The sequence below is a fragment of the Kordiimonas lipolytica genome (genome assembly GCF_042651265.1).
GTDB classification, from domain to species: domain Bacteria; phylum Pseudomonadota; class Alphaproteobacteria; order Sphingomonadales; family Kordiimonadaceae; genus Kordiimonas; species Kordiimonas lipolytica.
This window is the reverse complement of record NZ_JBHSCR010000003.1, coordinates 1-17,708: the sequence shown is the minus strand read 5'-3', so window position 1 is coordinate 17,708 and position 17,708 is coordinate 1. Positions and strand designations below refer to the sequence as shown.

Genomic DNA, 17,708 nt, shown 5'->3' with positions numbered 1-17,708 from the left:
GGAACAATCCAATACCGACCTAATACTGACAAAGGGAAGACCATGAAAACAGATGTAGCCATCATTGGCGCTGGGCCCGCAGGCTTGCTGCTTGGCCATTCGCTCCGAAAAGCCGGCATTAATGCCGTCGTCCTTGAACACCGGTCCGCCGAGCGCGTACTCTCCCGCATCCGGGCAGGCATTCTGGAACAGGTTTCTGTCTCACTGATGGATGAACTGGGCCTGGGCGAACGCATGCACGCAGAAGGCCTGCCGCACGACGGTTTCCTGCTGGCCGACGGCGAACGCAACATCCGGATCGATCTGAAGGGCCTTACCGGGCAATCGGTCATGGTCTACGGCCAGACAGAACTGACGAAAGACCTGATGGACGCCGCCCCAGAACGCGGCCTCGATATCATCTATGAAGCCGAAGGCGTCGAACTGCACGATGTGAACAGTGACAGCCCCTATGTCACTTACACCAAAGGCGGCAAGGAAGAGCGCCTGGACGCGCGCTTCATCGCCGGGTGTGACGGCTTCCACGGCCCGTCAAGGAAGGCCTTCCCGAAAGACTTCGGCGTGGAACACGAAAAAGTCTACCCCTTCGGCTGGCTTGGCATTCTGGCCGATGTGCCGCCCTGTAATGAAGAGCTGATCTACGCCAGCCACGAAAACGGCTTCGCGCTGGCCTCCATGCGGTCCAAGACCCGCAGCCGCTATTACATCCAGATTCCGCTGACCGAAACGCTGGAGGACTGGCCCGATGACAAGCTGTGGGACGAACTGGCCGTGCGGCTGGGGCCCGAAGCCGCTGCCAACATCACACGCGGCCCGGCGATTGAGAAGTCCATCGCGCCGCTGAGATCCTTCGTGTTTGATCAGCTCCGGTACGGCAGCCTTTTCCTGGCGGGCGACGCGGCCCACGTGGTGCCGCCAACTGGCGCCAAGGGCCTCAATCTGGCCTCATCGGATGTGGCCTACTTGTCTCGCGCCCTGATCCAGCATTTCAAGAACGGCGACGACAGCGGCATCGACAGCTATTCCGAAACCGCCCTCGCCCGCATCTGGAAATCAGAGCGCTTCTCATGGTCGCTGACCATGCTGATGCACCGCTTCCCGGACGCTGGCGGCTTTGACCGGCGCATGCAGGTGGCCGAATTGGACTATATCGCCCAATCGAAAGCGGCCCAGACAAGCATCGCAGAAAACTACATCGGGCTTCCCCTTTAGGCTTCCCCTATCCCTGAAAAGCCTAATGGCGGGGGAGGGTGAACACCGCCCTCCCCCACTTCCCAAACCCGAGAGCCCTGAAAAACAGCAGGCCGCTGAGCGCCACCAAAAGACCCAAGCGATAAGAATTTTCGATTCTTATCCGTAGAAAATCTTCACACCAACTCAAAAAAATCATACTTAATTGCAATTTACGCATATCCAGAAAACTCACCTGTTCCCCATCAGCGCCTATGAGACAGATTTGAGATATTGTTAAAGGAGGATTTTGGTCTCATCGTAATGACGTAAGGAATGAAGATGAGAGCAAAATCAGCAAGTTCAAAAAGCGGCGCCGAAAAGGCGGTCAAAGACATCCGCCGCGCCAACCGGCGCAAGTTCAACGCTGAAGAGAAGATCCGCATTGTGATCGAAGGCCTGCGCGGGGAGGGCAGCATCGCGGAGCTGTGCCGTCGGGAAGGTATCGCCCAAAGCCTCTATTATAGTTGGTCGAAAGAGTTCCTGGAGGCTGGCAAGAAGCGCCTTGCAGGCGACACTGAACGCGCGGCCACGACCGACGAGGTCAAAACCCTGAAGCGCGAGACACGCGACCTCAAGGAAGCGCTGGCGGAGCAGATGCTGGAGAACCGCCTGCTCAAAAAAAGCATGATCGGGGATGGGGAAGACCCCGCATGAGGTATGCGGGTGCTGAGAAGCGTGAGATCATCCGGTTAGTGGGCGAGAGCCACCTGCCGGTCAAGCAAACACTGGAGATGTTGGGCGTATCGCGCCCAACATTCTATCGCTGGCTGGACAAGCTGGAGACGGACGGCCCAGACGCGCTGGACGACAAGCCATCTGTGCCAGGCAAGGTCTGGAACCGCATACCAGAAAAGGTTCGGCAGCAAGTCACCGACATGGCGCTTGAACAGCCTGATCTGTCACCCCGCGAACTGGCAGTACGCTTCACTGACACGCAGAGATATTTTGTCTCTGAGGCTAGTGTATACCGCATGCTGAAAGAACAGGATTTGATCACCAGCCCCAACTGGGTGGTGATCCGGGCGGCTGATGAATTCCGGGACAAGACAACAGCACCCAATCAGATGTGGCAGACGGACTTTACATACCTGAAGGTCATTGGCTGGGGCTGGATGTATCTGTCCACCATCCTGGATGATTACAGCCGCCATGTGATCGCCTGGAAGCTGTGCACGACCATGAAGGCCGAGGATGTGAAAGACACGCTCAAGCTGGCCCTGAAGGCGTCAGGCTGTGACAGCGCGAAGGTCAGCCATAGACCGAGACTTCTCAGTGACAACGGTTCGTCTTATGTGGCGGAGGAATTGGCTCACTTCCTGGAAAGCCAGAAGATGAGCCATGTGCGCGGCGCACCCTATCATCCGCAGACGCAGGGAAAGATCGAACGCTGGCACCAGACGTTGAAGAACCGACTTCTGCTTGAGAACTACTATCTGCCAGGTGATCTCAAGCGGCAGATCGCCAGCTTCATCAAGCACTATAACCATCATAGGTATCATGAAAGCCTGAACAATCTGACGCCTGCCGATGTCTACTTCGGCAGGGGACAAGCCATTCTGGAGAAAAGGAGAAAAATCAAAGAAAACACCATCAGGCAAAGACGCTTGCTTCACCAGATGCAAGCTGCCTAAACTGAAACACAAACCTGAGACCAATCCTCCTGATCAATGGAGATAACCTGTCTCAAATGTTCTGACGACGGACACAAGTAATTTTTCGCACTGACCGCCGTTTTTTAAACCTTCTCGATCGCTCGGCTAAAGAAGCCGGGTTAAGTCGCAACAAATGGATACTTCAAGCTCTATCCATACAGGTCTATGGATCGAGAGGTGAGCGCATCGCGCAAGCGACGTTGCGTACATGTCAGACAACGCTGTTCTTGCTGGAAGCAACCTTGGGAAACAATGTCGCCCCCCAATTGCTGGAAGAAATCAAAATGGCATCCCGAAAGGTCGTGGAGAAGTATTATGACGCTTAATGTATTGCCCTTCATTCTCATTTGTCTCGCCTGTGCAATACCGCATGGGATAATTGCATTGCTGCAACAAGGAAAAATTGATGAGTTTCAAGCGATTGCAAATAAGTTTCAGAAGACACTCGCGGGCATTCAGTTGCTCGATAAACAGTTTACATCGGCAGCCGCGTTCGCTGACGATCTCGAAGGCATCAAAAGCTACATGGAGGCTCGCGACGGTCAAATTCACACCCTAATTGCAAGCACAAGAAAGCTGCACGACGAGTACAAAGCCGGACGCGGTGACCTTTCCCATTTTTTTGGCGAACTAGAGAAAGTTGTGACCGACCTAAAACACAGCTCTGAGGTAATCGACCACAACCTAGTCCAACTTCAACAAATCCTGCACACACACGACATTCAGCTGTCGCGACGCGGACACTTTTCATTTGGGAACTACGGTAGCTCCGATGAGTCAAAGGCTTGATCTGCAAAAGGGTATCCAAATGATCGGAAATATTCGAAAAATTCACGACGGCGAGGTGTTCGCTTACCTCGCCGAGGATAACTATTATGTCAATGACGACACAGTGAGGGACTCAGCTTGGTTCGGTGAATTAGCTCGAACAAGAAAGCTGATCGGACCAATAAACCAATCCTGCTTTGCAGACCAGGTGGCCCAAAATGCGACATCGGATGTCCGCGGCAAACCCGTACTAGGCTTTGACATTGTCTTTTCTGCCCCTAAGAGCACCAGCATTTTGGCGCTAGCGTTTGACCGCGACGAAATTAGGCATGCCCACCAGGAGGCCGTAAGGGCCGCTCTGGCTTATATCGAGCAGAATTGTCTTACGCACCGCATTTATGACAGGTCGGAAAAGCGCCAGACTTTGCAGCAATCATGCCGGGCGCTATTTGCTACATTCGAGCATCATGAAAATCGCGCTCTGGAACCACAGTTGCATACGCATTGCCTGTTGCTGCAGCAAACCGAAGACAGTTCGGGTCGCGTGCGGGCGCTAGAGACTCATAGACTTTTCCTGCACAAACTGGCGGCAGGGACATTGTACCAAAATGAGTTTGCCCGGCGCCTGCACGAGCTTGGCTACCAAACCCGATGGGACATGGGCAAAGGAACCTTTGAGATTGTGGGTGTCCCTCAAAATGTTACAGAAGAGTTTTCGACCCGCCGTGCTGAAATCCTAGAACAGCTCAAGGAGACGGGGAAAAGCTCGCACAGACGGGCCGACCTTGCCGCCCTGTTCACCCGAGCTGCAAAGCCGAAAAATATCGACCGGAAAGAACTAAAGCGAACTTGGCTAGTACGGGCCGAACAACATGGATTTTTACCTCATCACGCCTACGCTCTACGAGACATTGAACCGGTGAAAGCGTCGGTGTGTCCGAGAGCAATCATTGACCAGGCTGTGAGCCACCTTTCACAGATGGCCGCTGTCTTTGAAAAACGCCATTTGACGGTCGAGTGCCTGAAACGAGCTAGAGGCTACATTGCTGGCTCTCTCGTCCTAGACGCCATCGAACAGGCCATTGCAGAAGGCGCAATTCTGACGGCACCTGAGAACGGCGATTTCCTGACTACACCTGCCATGCAGGCACTGGAAGCATCCTTGCTCGACCATGAGAAAGACGGACGTAGCAAAATAGCTCCAGTTTATTCCGAGCTGGAAATCTCCCGGGCAGTGCGTGACGTGGCGTTGGATAGGGACCAACTGCAGGCCGTCGCACAGGTGCTCGCCTCATCGTCGCGGGTGGTCGGTATTCAGGGGTATGCGGGGACTGGCAAAACCACCTTGCTCTCGGCGGTACTGCGCCTTGCGGCACAGAAACGACAGCGCCTCATTGCCCTCGCGCCCTCAACACAGGCGGCAAAGCTTCTGCAAGCTGAGACCCAGATACCAGCGAACACGGTGCAATTCTTTCTGACCAAATATGGCAAGCTGGATGAAGGCACACCAGCATTAGAAAACGCGCGGGCGGCGTTTGCAGGATCGATCCTGCTTATCGATGAAGCCAGTATGCTATCGAGCAACCAGGTGGCGGACCTGTTTGAACTGCAGAAAAAGCTGCAGATCGCCCGCATCGTATTGGTTGGCGACAGGGAGCAATTGAATGCGGTCGAAGCAGGTCGCCCTTTTGAGTTGCTGCAAAGAGCTGGTATGGAATGCGCGAAGGTGCGAACCATCAGGCGCCAGAAAAATGAGGTCCTGAAAGGTGCGGTTATCGACACCATCAAGAAGGATATTGCTGCCGCGTTCCAGAAGCTCGGACCGGACATCGTGGAAAATGACGAACAAGACCTGTGTTACCTTGCTGCGCAAACATGGCTAAACCAGCCCCTGGATAAACGACAAAGATCGTTGATCCTGACACAAACTCGGGTTGAGCGGCATTTGGTGAACAGTATTGTCCGCGCCCACAAGCAATATATTGGCGAGCTTTCTGGTGACAGCGTCATGCTGCCGCATCTCACCTCCAAGAATATGTCAGTTAGCCAACTACGAGACGCCAACTTTTATGAAGCTGGGGACGTCGTGCTTTTCAACAAGCGATACGCCCGGCTTGGAGTGGATCGCGGCACCTATGCCAAGGTGCTGCAAGTCAATCAGCAGGACGGCAGTGTCCGGCTGCGGGTCGGGTACGACATCAAGACCTGGCGGCCTGACCTCGTCGCGGGCAACGCGAAGGGCGCCATTGATGTCTTCCAGCATGATCAAATCGAGTTGGCTCAGGGTGACGAAATCCGCTTCACACGGAACTTTCCCCGGCACGGCATCATGAACGGTACGCAATGCCAGGTGCTAGAGGTTGGCGATAAAACAGTTCGCCTGCGAAAGCAGAACGGCGAAATACTAGTCATGAACCGAGACCAAGCATCTATGCGCCACATAGACTATGCCTGGGCCTCGACCACCTATTCCGCCCAAGGTAAAACCGTGGATGAGGTGCATGTGGTAGCCAGCAGTCAGAAGGCCCATATGAACACGGCACAGTCGCTATACGTCCAGGTCAGTCGGGCGCGTTCCAGAGCTCATGTCTATACGGATAACCGCGAGGCACTCGAAATGCAGGTGATGAAAAGCCTGCAGCCAAAACCACGTCACGCTGTTGACTTGGCACCTCAATCCAGTTTCATGCAACAGATCACCGAGGCGGCCTTTGCCTTCTCGAACAAAATGAAGGCCCGGCGCTTACCAGCGAAAAGAAAGCCGCCACCGAAGCCTCAAAGCGGAATAAAAATGTCCATTTAGATCAAGTGGTTATCACTGTGATATCAGCCCACAAACAGACTCTAACCCACTGTTATCAAAAGGCTTTTTATCCTGCTACGCAGTAGCGTTGTGTGTATATGCGATTGCCTCGATCATCTAATATCAACAAAAGACAGGAACAAACATGCAATCAAAGCACTACCTCACAAAAGGACATCAGAGGTTCGCCAAACTACTCAGTTCTTGCCCGGAGCTTTTTGAGTTTTGGGATTTTTCGGAAGGTAGCATGAAGGCTGACGAGTTATCCGATGCAATAGGCTACATGTCACGAGGAGAACAGATTATGGCAAAATTTTTCGCTGCAGTTTGGTGGGGAAAAAACTCATGGAATTTTGACCTGATTGAGGCCGCAGGCTCTCTCGACCGCAGCAACAGAGAGATTGTCTCGAAGTGGCTGGCTGACCCGTTTTGGCCTTAAATGAGCATTTGAAATGCCCAGAAAAAAGAACATAATGTGAACAAATATGCCTTTACATAGAATTCACTGGGTACTATAAAACCCATAATGTCAAAATATGTCCCGCCGATAAACCTGGTGGCGGCAACACTTCAGGGGAGAGCCAAATGCAGGAGATGTCGTTTAAGGAATTGCGAGAGCATAACGCGATGTCGGTGGAAGAAGCGGCCCACCTGATGGGGGTAACTGTAAAGACCATCTATAGGTGGGAAAAGGGTGAAGTTGAACCCAAAGCTCATTGCTATGAGATTCTGCGTAACAAGCTGGCCTACAAACAGCAGTTCCGCAATCCCCACCCTGACTTCACATTCATCGATCTGTTTGCCGGGATCGGCGGTATTCGTCGCGGATTTGAAGCTGTTGGCGGTCAGTGTGTCTTTACAAGTGAATGGGATGATTATGCCCAAAGGACTTACCGCGCCAACTTCCATGACGACCATCACATTGTCGGTGATATTACCGAGGTAGACGAGGCAGACATCCCGGCCCACGATGTCCTTCTTGCCGGCTTCCCCTGCCAGCCTTTCAGCATTGCTGGCGTTTCCAAAAAGAATGCCCTTGGTCGCGCTCATGGATTTGAGGACGAAACCCAGGGCACCCTCTTTTTTGACGTATTGCGAATTATCAAACACCACCGTCCGGCTGCCTTCCTTCTGGAAAATGTGAAAAACCTGAAGTCTCACGACAAGGGCAATACATTCCGTGTCATCGAAGGTGCGTTGAAGGAAGCTGGATACGCGATCAGTACAAGAGTGATCGATGCGAAAGGCTACGTCCCTCAACACAGGGAACGCATCTTCATTGCTGGCTTCAGGGAAGATACAGGGTTCGACTTTGACAAACTCAAGTTTGCCGACCCCACCAAGGGCCCAAAGCTTGGTTCCATTCTTCACCATGAAGGCGAGGAACCAGAAGCGTCACATGATTATCTGCTCCGCGATGATCGGGAAAATGCAAACGCTGCCTCCTACGTGAATCCGAAATATACCCTGACAGACAAATTGTGGGCCTACCTGCAGGCATACAAGGAGAAGCACCAGGCAGCTGGTAATGGTTTTGGCTTTGGTCTGAATGGCCCGGATGACACTGCCCGCACCCTTTCTGCAAGGTATTACAAGGACGGAAGTGAAATCCTGATCGAGCAGGAGGGAAAGAACCCCCGCCGCCTTACACCTCGTGAGTGCGCCCGGCTTATGGGGTACGACAGCTCGCGAAAACCCGAAATGATCATCCCTGTCTCTGATACCAGAGCATACAAGCAATTCGGGAACAGTGTTGTAGTGCCGGTGATTGAGGCAATTGCAAAAGATATGTTGCCTCACATCCAACGAATACTTGCCAACACCAGCCACCCAAGTGAAGTCGCTGCGGAATAGATCGAAGAATGGCTGACATTGTATCCCGGGAAAAACGGAGCCAGATGATGTCGGGCATCCGGGGTACAAATACCAAACCTGAAATCCTGATCCGAAAAGCACTTCATGCCGAAGGGTTCCGCTTCCGCTTGCATGACACGCGCCTTCCCGGCAAGCCCGATCTGTTTCTTCCCAAGTACCGTGCCGTCATCATGGTCCAGGGATGCTTCTGGCATGGCCATGACTGCAACCTGTTCAAATGGCCAAAGACCAGAACAGATTTCTGGCAAAAAAAAATTGGTAGCAATCGGATGAGAGATACTCTTGTTCGCAAGGAACTAGACGACCTTGGGTGGCGAGTAGCCGAAATCTGGGAATGCGCGCTAAAGGGTCGAACGCGTCATCCGTTCGAAGAACTTATCGGTGCAGTTACTTCATGGTTGAAATCAGACAACCCCTATGCTTGTTTCACAGGGAACAACAGGGAAAGGGTTGGGAGTGGCATTGGAACTCACTGAGCTCACGCGGCTTGATGTCGTCGTCGGCCTGATGAAAGAACACGGGGTTAGAACGCTTGTCTTCAAGCGCCTCGCACCGAATGACAACTCCAAGAACCAGATCTATCTCGGCGGAAACTATTCTGCGCTTCAGCTTCTGCCATTTGGCAAGGTCTATGCTGACGAAAGCCGCAAGGACAGCAAGCGGGACCGCTTCAAAGCCGATCTGCCTTTTTTCTGGATGAATGCAAATGGCGGCCTTTTCCCTGCCCCCAGCGCACAGCTGATCCTGTATCCCAAATATCCCGAAGTCCGGATGTCCGGCTTCCTGAAAGGTGCCGAGTTTGCCCCCAAAGGCTATCTCACCAGCAGAGCTCCGGGACGGATCATGTTATTGGGCATTACTCGCGACCGGCGCATTATTGGCCATGTAGTCGGCGCTGACAATCCATTGTCTCGTGAGCTTGAAGTTTACGACAGTGACGGTGTTTTCAGCACTGTATTCCAGGAACAGACCGACGCAGACACTCGAACGCAACTACTCGACAAGCTGCGCGAAATTCATGAAATGGGCTGGGTAAATTCTTGCAAGCTGGACAGTACTGGAAACATCCAGCCCTACAAAGCCCAAAATGGCGGGGGATATACGCTGGAGGCCCTGCTCGGCGTTACCCCAAACGGAGACAACGAACCCGACTTCCTGGGCTGGGAAATCAAGCAGCATAAAGCCAGGCTTGATAACCCATTGTCTGGCGGTGCAATTACCCTCATGACGCCCGAGCCCACTGGTGGAATCTACAAGGAATCCGGAATAGTTCCATTCATCAGGCAGTTTGGCTACCCCGACAAAAGCGGCAAACCGGACCGGTTCAATTTTGGGGGCGTTCACAAGTTTGGTGAACGACAAGCATCCACAGGTCTTACACTGACCCTATCCGGCTATGACCCTGACACTAAGAAAATTTTCGATATCAACGGGGGGATTACACTCCAAGGTGACAGTGGGGAGAATGCCGCCATTTGGCATTTCAGCAGCCTTCTTGAGAAATGGAACCGAAAGCACGCGCAGGCAGCCTATATCCCGTCGGAGAAAGGTCCCGGCCAAATACCTCAATACCGATACGGCCACACCGTAGCTTTGGGCAGTGGTACTGATTTTGGAAAGTTCCTGTCCGCCATGGCCAAACAATCCATCTATTACGACCCCGGTATCAAGGTCGAAAACCTGACCACTACGCCGAAGGCCAAAAAGCGCAGCCAGTTCCGGATCAGACCTCCTTTCATCCCAGACCTTTATGAACGGGTGGAGACTATCAGTTTATGCCCTTAACGTCGTCAGAATACTTGAGGGCCTATGCATCTATTCAATTGGGGAGAAAATCATGGCACTTTCATTAATTGCAATCGATCGACTACCCAGCCCCAATTTCTTTGCGGGCACACCGCCACGGAAGCAACCGACACTTCTTGTCGTAAAATGCTGTCAAATCGTTGGAGCAAAGAATGCCCAAGGTTATTGAAAACCCGCCAAAAGCTAAGCCGCTTATGACCGGTGCTCGTTCCATTGGTAATTATGACTTGGCTGCAGCAATCTCTGACTTGATTGACAACTCAATAACGGCTGGAGCAGGAACGATCAAAATCCAATGCAGCTTTAATGAAGGCCACCCCATAGTCTCCGTAGAAGATGACGGCAACGGAATGTCCGAATCTGAGCTGATAGAGGCGATGCGGCCTGCTGCATTTGACCCAGAGGACAAAAGAAATGCCGACGACCTTGGCAGATTCGGCTGGGGCCTGAAATCGGCATCCCTATCTCAGGCACGAAAATTGACTGTATTAACCCGCAAAAACAACAAGGCCTGTGGAGCCACATGGGACTTAGATAAAATTGAAAACTGGGCAATGACAGTGTTTAATGATCAGGAAGCTTCGGAGGAACTTGAATCAAACAATTGTCAGCTTGCTAGAGGCAAATCTGGCACGCTAGTTCTTTGGGAAAAGTGCGACAGGCTTTCCGACAATGGCAAGATCACGCAGTCCGACTTCAATTTTCTCATTCGAGCAGCCGGAGAGAAGCTGTCCCTTGTTTTTCACCGCTATCTAGGCCTGAAGGATTCCGCACGCCTGAAAATCACTATTAATGGCCGAAAACTGTCGGCAAGCGACCCATTTTTCATTAGTCACCCAGCCACCCAACCCATGCCTACTGAAGTGATCGATTGGGGTGCCGAGGGCTCTATGAAAATTACTCCCTTCGTGATCCCACATTTCTCGAAGCTATCTAACGAGGAAATGGCCCAGGCTGAACGTGAAGAAGGCACACACAGAAACCAAGGGTTCTATGTTTATAGAAACAAGCGGCTCATTATAGATGGCACTTGGTTTGGTGTTTTTCGCCCTGGCGAACTTTCCGATCTAGTCCGAGTGCGAATTGATATTCCCAACACCATGGACATGCTTTGGAAAATCTCAATAGATAAAAACGATGCAAAGCTTCCGCTTGCACTGAAAAAGAGACTACGTGAGGTATTGCGCTCGGTCAGGACAAAATCAACACGAGTGTATCGCCATCGGGGCAGTCGGCTTTCTGATAGATCGGACCATCCAGTTTGGAAAAGGATACAGAAAAATGGGCGAGTGCGTTTTGAAATCGATCGCACTGGCCCCTTGGTTGGTACATTTATGGAATCGCTTTCGCCTGAAGAAGGGGTGAAATTCGAGAGTATTCTAGCGGTCATCGAACAAAGCGTTCCTGCAAGCCAGATGGCTGCAGGTTCCGAAAACCAAGATTTTCTTCAGATCGACCCTGATAGGTCCAGTGTCTCAACACTAGTTAATAGGCTCTTGCCTCTGGCCGTCGAACATTTCCGTGGCAAATCGGGAAATCTGATCGACCTTATTTGTGAAATAGACTTTTTTTCCGACAAACGGGAAATAGTAGTAGCGGCACTAAAGGAGTTGGATTGTGGATGATATTTTAGCAGATATCGCAACCGTTATTCAGAAAAATGTCTTTGACGGCAAGCTTGTCATTGCCCATCCCTCAGATATCAGGCGCGCAATCGACTCTAACCAGCTAGTAAAGATCACAAAGCTTGATGAAGACGCCCGCAAAAAACTGGAGCAACTACTTGGAAGTATGCTCGTGGTTGTACGCGAGAAAAGTTCTGAAATCACCAAGGACTCCGAGCCCTGGCTACATCTCAGGAAGGAAAGCATCAACTTCCAGTTCTGGGACAGGTTCAGATCATACCTACTCCACAAACATAGTTTTCCCCAGAATGTACTAAACCGACTGGACGAAGACACAGATAGGATTATTGACCTTTGCGGCGACCCTCTTACGCAAGGAGCCTGGCGGCGTAGCGGCTTGGTAATGGGGCATGTCCAGAGCGGCAAGACAACCAATTACTCAGGAGTTATAGCCAAAGGGCTGGATGCCGGTTACAGGATATTCATCCTTTTCGCCGGCATCACCAACTCTCTTCGATCACAAACTCAGGAAAGGATTGAAGAAGGCATCACAGGAAAATCCACAAGAACCGACAAGGCCATAGGCGTCGGACTGCTGAAAGAAATCGAGATTCACCCGACTTGCTGGACCAGCGTTGATGGAGACTTCAATAGCCAGACAGCTCAGGTTACCCAGAATCTCAGCGATGGTGGCGCACATGTCTTTATCCTCAAAAAAAATGTTCACACCATTGGACACCTTCTTAAATGGCTCAATAGATCGGTCGGAGGCGGCGTAATCTCGGCTCCAATGATGCTCATTGATGACGAAGCCGACAACGCATCTATCAACACATCAAAAGACAAAAACAAACTCACGGCTATTAACCGTGGAATCAGGAAGTTGTTAGAAAAGTTCGAAAAAGCTACTTACGTTGGATATACCGCTACGCCTTTCGCCAACATTTTCATAGATCATGAATCCGATGAGGAAATGCGCCATCAGGAAGCCCTGGGAGACGATCTGTTTCCCAGAAACTTCATCAAATCATTGGGGGCTCCAGAAAACTATGTTGGTGCGGCTAGGCTTTTTGGCGATGAAGACCCGTCTCGGGCCCTAAACCATACAGTGGTCGAGGTCGAGGACTACAAAGATATTTTACCTCTGAAACACAAAAGAGAAGAAACCAATCTAACCGAACTACCACCTTCACTGTACCACGCCATACGGATGTTCATCCTTTCCTGTACCATAAGGAAGAAAAAGGAACATTGGGACCGTCACATGACGATGATGATCAACGTCAGTCGGTTTAACGATGTTCAAACACAGGTTGAAAACTTAGTTACCGACTATATCGATGAGTTGAAAAACAGCTTGTTCACAAACGGCAATCAGGGTCAGAAAGCGCTCGAGGATCCGCATATACGAGATCTTCTAAATTCGTTCAACGGCGAGTTTAAATCTGACGACACTGGCTTCAGTCGTGTTGAAGACTGCAAAGAATTCTCTTTCATCGAAGACCTACTCCCGGAAATAGAGACAGTGCTGCGCGCTATCCGCCCACAAACAGTAAACATGAGAACCGGCCCCCTTGATTACAGCAAGGCGCCGGGGCAAAAAGTCATTGCCATTGGCGGCCTTGCACTATCTCGTGGCCTGACGCTAGAGGGGCTATCTGTCAGTTATATCCTTAGAAATGCGTCCGCATCAGATACGCTTATGCAAATGGCCAGATGGTTCGGGTATAGAATCGGGTATGAAGAGCTTACCCGGGTCTACCTCCCTGTAACCTCCCATAATCACTACAAGCACATTCATAATTCTATCGAAGAGCTGAGACATGAACTCGCATTGATGGAAAAACAGGGCAGAACTCCACTAGAGTTTGGGCTAAAAGTGCGCAACAGCCCCACAGGCATCCTGATAACTGCAGCCAACAAGTCTAGGGACGCAAGTAACCTGATGTTCTCTCGCAGCTTTGAGAATAAGCATGTCCAAGCCTATCTCCTTCAATCCAATGAAGCTGTAAGAAAACACAATTGGGATCTGTCAGCGAGGCTCCTAAGCGATATCTCCCGACCACAGGAAACTTTAAGTGGACCAGGTGCATTCGCTCGCTGGAACTGCGACGTTTCCATAGTCCTAGATTATTTGAATGAGTTCAAAATACCAGATTCACATTTTGACCTTGGGAAATATCGAAGGGCAACTTCGCTAGTCCATGATTACATATTCGACAGAGCTGGGGATGAACTAAAGGACTGGGACGTAATCTTGCCAATGTCAGGAAACTACCCTCATGCGGAAATTGATCTTTCACCCCACCTTATTGGCGTTAAACCTAGGATTCGCCATCAATGCCGAGGCATCAGGAGTCAACCGGGAGAGTTTAAACTAACAGGCAAAAATATGGCTGCGAACCCGAGAGATATATTCCTGGGCCTTCCAAAACAGGACGGCATCGAAGGGGAAATATTCGCCACAAGGGAAAAGCCTCTTTTGCTTATACACATGCTACATTGCATGCAGAAAGCAGACAGTCTGCATGAGTCAGAATCTCATACTGGTCTGAGTGCGGACGGCGACCTTCATTTTACGTTCAGTATTGTATTCCCCGGAACCAACGTAGCTTGCAGACCCGTTAGCTACCTCGCCAACAAGGTTTGGATCCGGATGTTAGAAGACGCCGAAATCGAGGATGATGATATTGATGATGACTATGACGCAATGATGGCAGAGGGGGCAGGCTAATGAGTGACCAATGGGACCTAATAAACACTCCAGAAGAAAACGGCACGTCCCTAACGCGGGTATTAGAAGGATCACACAACCATAAATTCTGGAGAGGTAAAAACCAGGATGGCAACCTTTTAATGCAGTATGAAGGACAGTTTGACGCTGATCAGATCGATATACCCCATAGCACGCAGGCAATTAAGGTAAGTGCAAGCTGCCTGGACAACCAGACGAGCGTTATCGAATTTACGCTAACAGAAACTGAGGAACGAGAGTTGTTTCGGGTTCTCTGCCGCAACCTCATCGAATGCGTCAAAGACATTAGTGGCCAACCTGACCTCAACATTGCCCGGCGAATTCTTATGAGATACCGCCGCTGGCAGGACCTTCTTCACAAAGCGAAAACCGACACTTTAAGCGAACAGGCCCAACTGGGATTGTTTGGAGAGCTATTTTTCCTGAGGCACTACGCCATGGAGTATCTCAATACTGTTGACGCGGTATCCGCGTGGAGAGGACCTCTCGGGGAAGAACAGGATTTCAGTGTTTTGGGCAAACTTATAGAAGTAAAAACCCAGAAAAATTCCAGCGATCGCAAAGTTCAAATATCTAGTGCCGAGCAGCTCGATATCTGTTCGGGCCCTATTTTTCTTTTCCATCAAACCTTTGCGCTAACCGGCACAGAAGGAACATCTCTTAACGAATTGATTGAAACAATCATCCAATCCGTTGGCGCGGAAAACATCACATGCCAGGACGAACTCCACCACAGATTACTGGAAGCAGGTTATGCCTATTCCGCTGAATACGATCAAAGAAAATACATTCCCTGCAAAACAACGTTCTATGATGTATCTGAACACTTTCCGGCTATCAGAGCTTCATTACTTACAGCTGGTGTTTCTGACGTAAAATATAGAATTTCACTGAATACCTGCACGGGCTTCCTAATGGACAAACAGGTTTTTCTAGAGGAAGTTTTCAATGTACCAAGCACTTGAAGAACAGTATCTGGAACTGAAAAACACTGTTCAGATCAACGCATATGCGGATGCTGAGTTCGTTTCTACAGCTTTTACAGAGTATTTGGGTGAAATTGCTGCAAATGCCGGAGATACGCCAGATCTCAACAGCACTAGTATAAGGCACAACGGCAGCCTGCCATACAGAGTTGATGGATTCGAACTGAACAAGAATAACAGAGAGCTTGTCCTTGCCATTACCCACTATGTGCAGTCGGAAGAAATCCAGACAATTAATGCAGCGGAATCCGACCGCCTCTTTCGTCACTGCATTCAGTTCTTTCGCAATAGTCTGTCGCCAACATTTATTGATTCTCTCGAAGAATCCAGTGATGACTTCTACCTCGCAGACCTTATACGAACTAACCTTCCTTTTATCAAAAGAGTGCGCATAGTTCTCTTTACCAACGCAGTCTCGTCTAGACGAAAAGAGATCGAAACCGAGCTTCTGGGCGATATTCCTGTCACGAAAAACCTATTTGACCTTGTGCGGTATGTGAGGGTTCTCGATTCCGGATCTGCAACTGAACCTATCACAATAGATCTGACAGACTTTTCATCTAATGGCCTCGCAGCCTTGAAAACCCCAGGGAGTACAGAGGACTATGAATCTTACCTGTGCGTAATGCCGGGGGAGCTATTGGCAAAGATCTATGAGACTTATGGCACAAAACTACTAGAGCAGAATGTCAGGGTATTTTTGCAGGCAAGAACTAAGGTCAACAAGGGCATCCTGGAAACTATTAGCAAAAAACCTGAAATGTTTTTTGCTTACAATAATGGCCTCACTGCAACCGCCTCCGAGGTCAACATAGTAAACGATGGGAAGAACGGCTTACTAATCAGGTCTCTTACCAATCTTCAGATCGTAAATGGTGGTCAGACAACTGCTTCAATATTATACGCGCAAGACTTAAACAAAGCTGACCTTAGTAAGGTTTCCGTGCAACTCAAGCTGTCAGTAATTCCACCAGAGAAAATCGAGGAAATTGTTCCCAACATATCCCGCTTTTCCAACACGCAGAACAAGGTGAGTGAAGCCGACTTCCATAGTAGCCATCCCTTCCATTCCTTTATGGACAGGCTTTCTAAAAGGATCATCACACCACAGGTGGAGGCGGGGCGGCCAAGTTCTAAGTGGTTTTACGAAAGGGCTAGAGGTCAGTTCCGCAATGCCCAACTGTATATGTCACAGTCTGAACGCAACCGCTTTCTCTCTGAATTTCCAAAGGAGCAGGTCCTGCTCAAAACCGATATCGCCAAGTATGAACTGTCCTTTGCCTGCACTCCTGATGTAGTCAGCAGAGGAGCTCAGAAGTGTTTCATGGAATATATGAAGCATGTACAGAAGGAATGGGAAAAAAATCAAAATAGCTTCAACGAGTTGTTTTTTAAGGAACTTATCGCACGAGCAATTGTTTTTCGTTCCGTCGACAACATAGTAGCCAATGCGGATTGGTACAAAGCTGACCGCGGCAATAAAGCACAGACAGTGACTTACACAGTGTCATACCTTGTCCATTATGTTGAACAGCAAAGACGCAATTTCGACTTACTGAAAATTTGGCAATCGCAAGAGCTTCCAGACAGACTTGTATCTGTATTCGAGAAGACTGCCCAAATGGTCAAGCAACACATTCAGAACACTCCCCCGGATGTAGCCATGGTAAGCGAATACTGTAAACGTTCAGACTGTTGGCAGACCCTTAAAAGAAATACGCCTGACTTTCCAATGCATCTGAACGAATACACCATTACAATTGAAGATGCCTCGGAACAGGCCAGAGATGCGAAAAGAACAGAAATTATTGACGCTGACATAGAGCTCGAAAAGCTCCTTCTTCAGCTGGCGCCAATAGCCGAGAATATCAGGTCTGATGCAACAAGGTTGCGCCTGCTTACACCGACCACTTCCCGGGTTCTGGATAAAATGGGTAGTTACAAATTCAGTTTTTCAAAATCAGAAAAGATATCAATAAAGGATCTCTTAGCAGAACTGGAGAAATACGAAATCAAATACGTCGCCCCTAAGCCTGATGGGAAGGGATGAATTGATTAGCCCCTAGATTCGTGAAAATAGCCACAAGCTATATCACCATGGATAACAATTGACGCATAAAATGTAAGCGGTGATTTTCCCCCACGTTCCGTATGAGTTCATGATCTGCCACAAGGTGCAGGGAGTGATTTTGTCCATGGGAGGCC

Annotated in this window: 12 protein-coding genes; all 12 read left to right on the top strand. The window is 50.1% G+C overall.

What is annotated here, in order from left to right:
- The first annotated feature begins 42 nt into the window (after positions 1-42).
- Positions 43-1,212, top strand: coding sequence for a 4-hydroxybenzoate 3-monooxygenase (gene pobA, locus ACFO5Q_RS04445; protein ID WP_068151199.1), 1,170 nt, complete (start codon positions 43-45; stop codon positions 1,210-1,212).
- Between the two features lie 300 nt (positions 1,213-1,512).
- Positions 1,513-2,864 (top strand): IS3 family transposase gene (locus ACFO5Q_RS04440; RefSeq protein WP_156432039.1). Its coding sequence is split into 2 segments (ribosomal slippage): positions 1,513-1,849 and positions 1,849-2,864, totalling 1,353 coding nucleotides; the frame shifts between segments, so codons are not numbered across the junction.
- 336 nt (positions 2,865-3,200) lie between these two features.
- On the top strand, positions 3,201-3,674 hold the full coding sequence (locus ACFO5Q_RS04435) for a hypothetical protein (RefSeq protein ID WP_068151193.1): 474 nt from the start codon (positions 3,201-3,203) through the stop codon (positions 3,672-3,674).
- Positions 3,675-3,693: 19 nt separating this feature from the next.
- A complete protein-coding gene (gene mobF / locus ACFO5Q_RS04430) occupies positions 3,694-6,456 on the top strand; it encodes a MobF family relaxase (protein WP_197421243.1) in 2,763 nt (920 codons plus the stop codon).
- Positions 6,457-6,601: 145 nt separating this feature from the next.
- Positions 6,602-6,895, top strand: coding sequence for a hypothetical protein (locus tag ACFO5Q_RS04425; protein ID WP_068151186.1), 294 nt, complete (start codon positions 6,602-6,604; stop codon positions 6,893-6,895).
- Positions 6,896-7,041: 146 nt separating this feature from the next.
- On the top strand, positions 7,042-8,310 hold the full coding sequence (gene dcm, locus ACFO5Q_RS04420) for a DNA (cytosine-5-)-methyltransferase (RefSeq protein WP_068151184.1): 1,269 nt from the start codon (positions 7,042-7,044) through the stop codon (positions 8,308-8,310).
- A gap of 8 nt (positions 8,311-8,318) precedes the next feature.
- Complete coding sequence (locus ACFO5Q_RS04415) at positions 8,319-8,807, top strand: very short patch repair endonuclease (protein ID WP_068151181.1); 489 nt, start codon at positions 8,319-8,321, stop codon at positions 8,805-8,807.
- On the top strand, positions 8,788-10,116 hold the full coding sequence (locus tag ACFO5Q_RS04410) for an MvaI/BcnI family restriction endonuclease (protein ID WP_197421241.1): 1,329 nt from the start codon (positions 8,788-8,790) through the stop codon (positions 10,114-10,116). The genes ACFO5Q_RS04415 and ACFO5Q_RS04410 overlap by 20 nt, the downstream gene beginning before the upstream one ends.
- A gap of 173 nt (positions 10,117-10,289) precedes the next feature.
- Positions 10,290-11,762 carry an ATP-binding protein gene (locus ACFO5Q_RS04405; protein WP_068151175.1) on the top strand — a complete coding sequence of 491 codons (1,473 nt, stop codon included), beginning with the start codon at positions 10,290-10,292 and terminating at the stop codon, positions 11,760-11,762.
- Positions 11,755-14,496, top strand: coding sequence for a Z1 domain-containing protein (locus ACFO5Q_RS04400; RefSeq protein ID WP_068151172.1), 2,742 nt, complete (start codon positions 11,755-11,757; stop codon positions 14,494-14,496). The genes ACFO5Q_RS04405 and ACFO5Q_RS04400 overlap by 8 nt, the downstream gene beginning before the upstream one ends.
- Positions 14,496-15,482, top strand: a complete 987-nt coding sequence (locus ACFO5Q_RS04395) for a PD-(D/E)XK motif protein (RefSeq protein WP_068151169.1) — start codon at positions 14,496-14,498, stop codon at positions 15,480-15,482. The genes ACFO5Q_RS04400 and ACFO5Q_RS04395 overlap by 1 nt, the downstream gene beginning before the upstream one ends.
- Complete coding sequence (locus tag ACFO5Q_RS04390) at positions 15,466-17,553, top strand: AIPR family protein (RefSeq protein ID WP_068151166.1); 2,088 nt, start codon at positions 15,466-15,468, stop codon at positions 17,551-17,553. Before ACFO5Q_RS04395 ends, ACFO5Q_RS04390 begins: the two co-directional genes overlap by 17 nt.
- Positions 17,554-17,708: the final 155 nt, after the last annotated feature.

What these genes read in the sequence shown, in the direction of transcription:
- pobA (WP_068151199.1), top strand. Translation starts at nt 43, where the DNA reads ATGAAAACAGATGTAGCCATCATTGGCGCTGGGCCCGCAGGCTTGCTG.
- ACFO5Q_RS04435 (WP_068151193.1), top strand. Translation starts at nt 3,201, where the DNA reads ATGACGCTTAATGTATTGCCCTTCATTCTCATTTGTCTCGCCTGTGCA.
- mobF (WP_197421243.1), top strand. Translation starts at nt 3,694, where the DNA reads ATGATCGGAAATATTCGAAAAATTCACGACGGCGAGGTGTTCGCTTAC.
- ACFO5Q_RS04425 (WP_068151186.1), top strand. Translation starts at nt 6,602, where the DNA reads ATGCAATCAAAGCACTACCTCACAAAAGGACATCAGAGGTTCGCCAAA.
- dcm (WP_068151184.1), top strand. Translation starts at nt 7,042, where the DNA reads ATGCAGGAGATGTCGTTTAAGGAATTGCGAGAGCATAACGCGATGTCG.
- ACFO5Q_RS04415 (WP_068151181.1), top strand. Translation starts at nt 8,319, where the DNA reads ATGGCTGACATTGTATCCCGGGAAAAACGGAGCCAGATGATGTCGGGC.
- ACFO5Q_RS04405 (WP_068151175.1), top strand. Translation starts at nt 10,290, where the DNA reads ATGCCCAAGGTTATTGAAAACCCGCCAAAAGCTAAGCCGCTTATGACC.
- ACFO5Q_RS04395 (WP_068151169.1), top strand. Translation starts at nt 14,496, where the DNA reads ATGAGTGACCAATGGGACCTAATAAACACTCCAGAAGAAAACGGCACG.
- ACFO5Q_RS04390 (WP_068151166.1), top strand. Translation starts at nt 15,466, where the DNA reads ATGTACCAAGCACTTGAAGAACAGTATCTGGAACTGAAAAACACTGTT.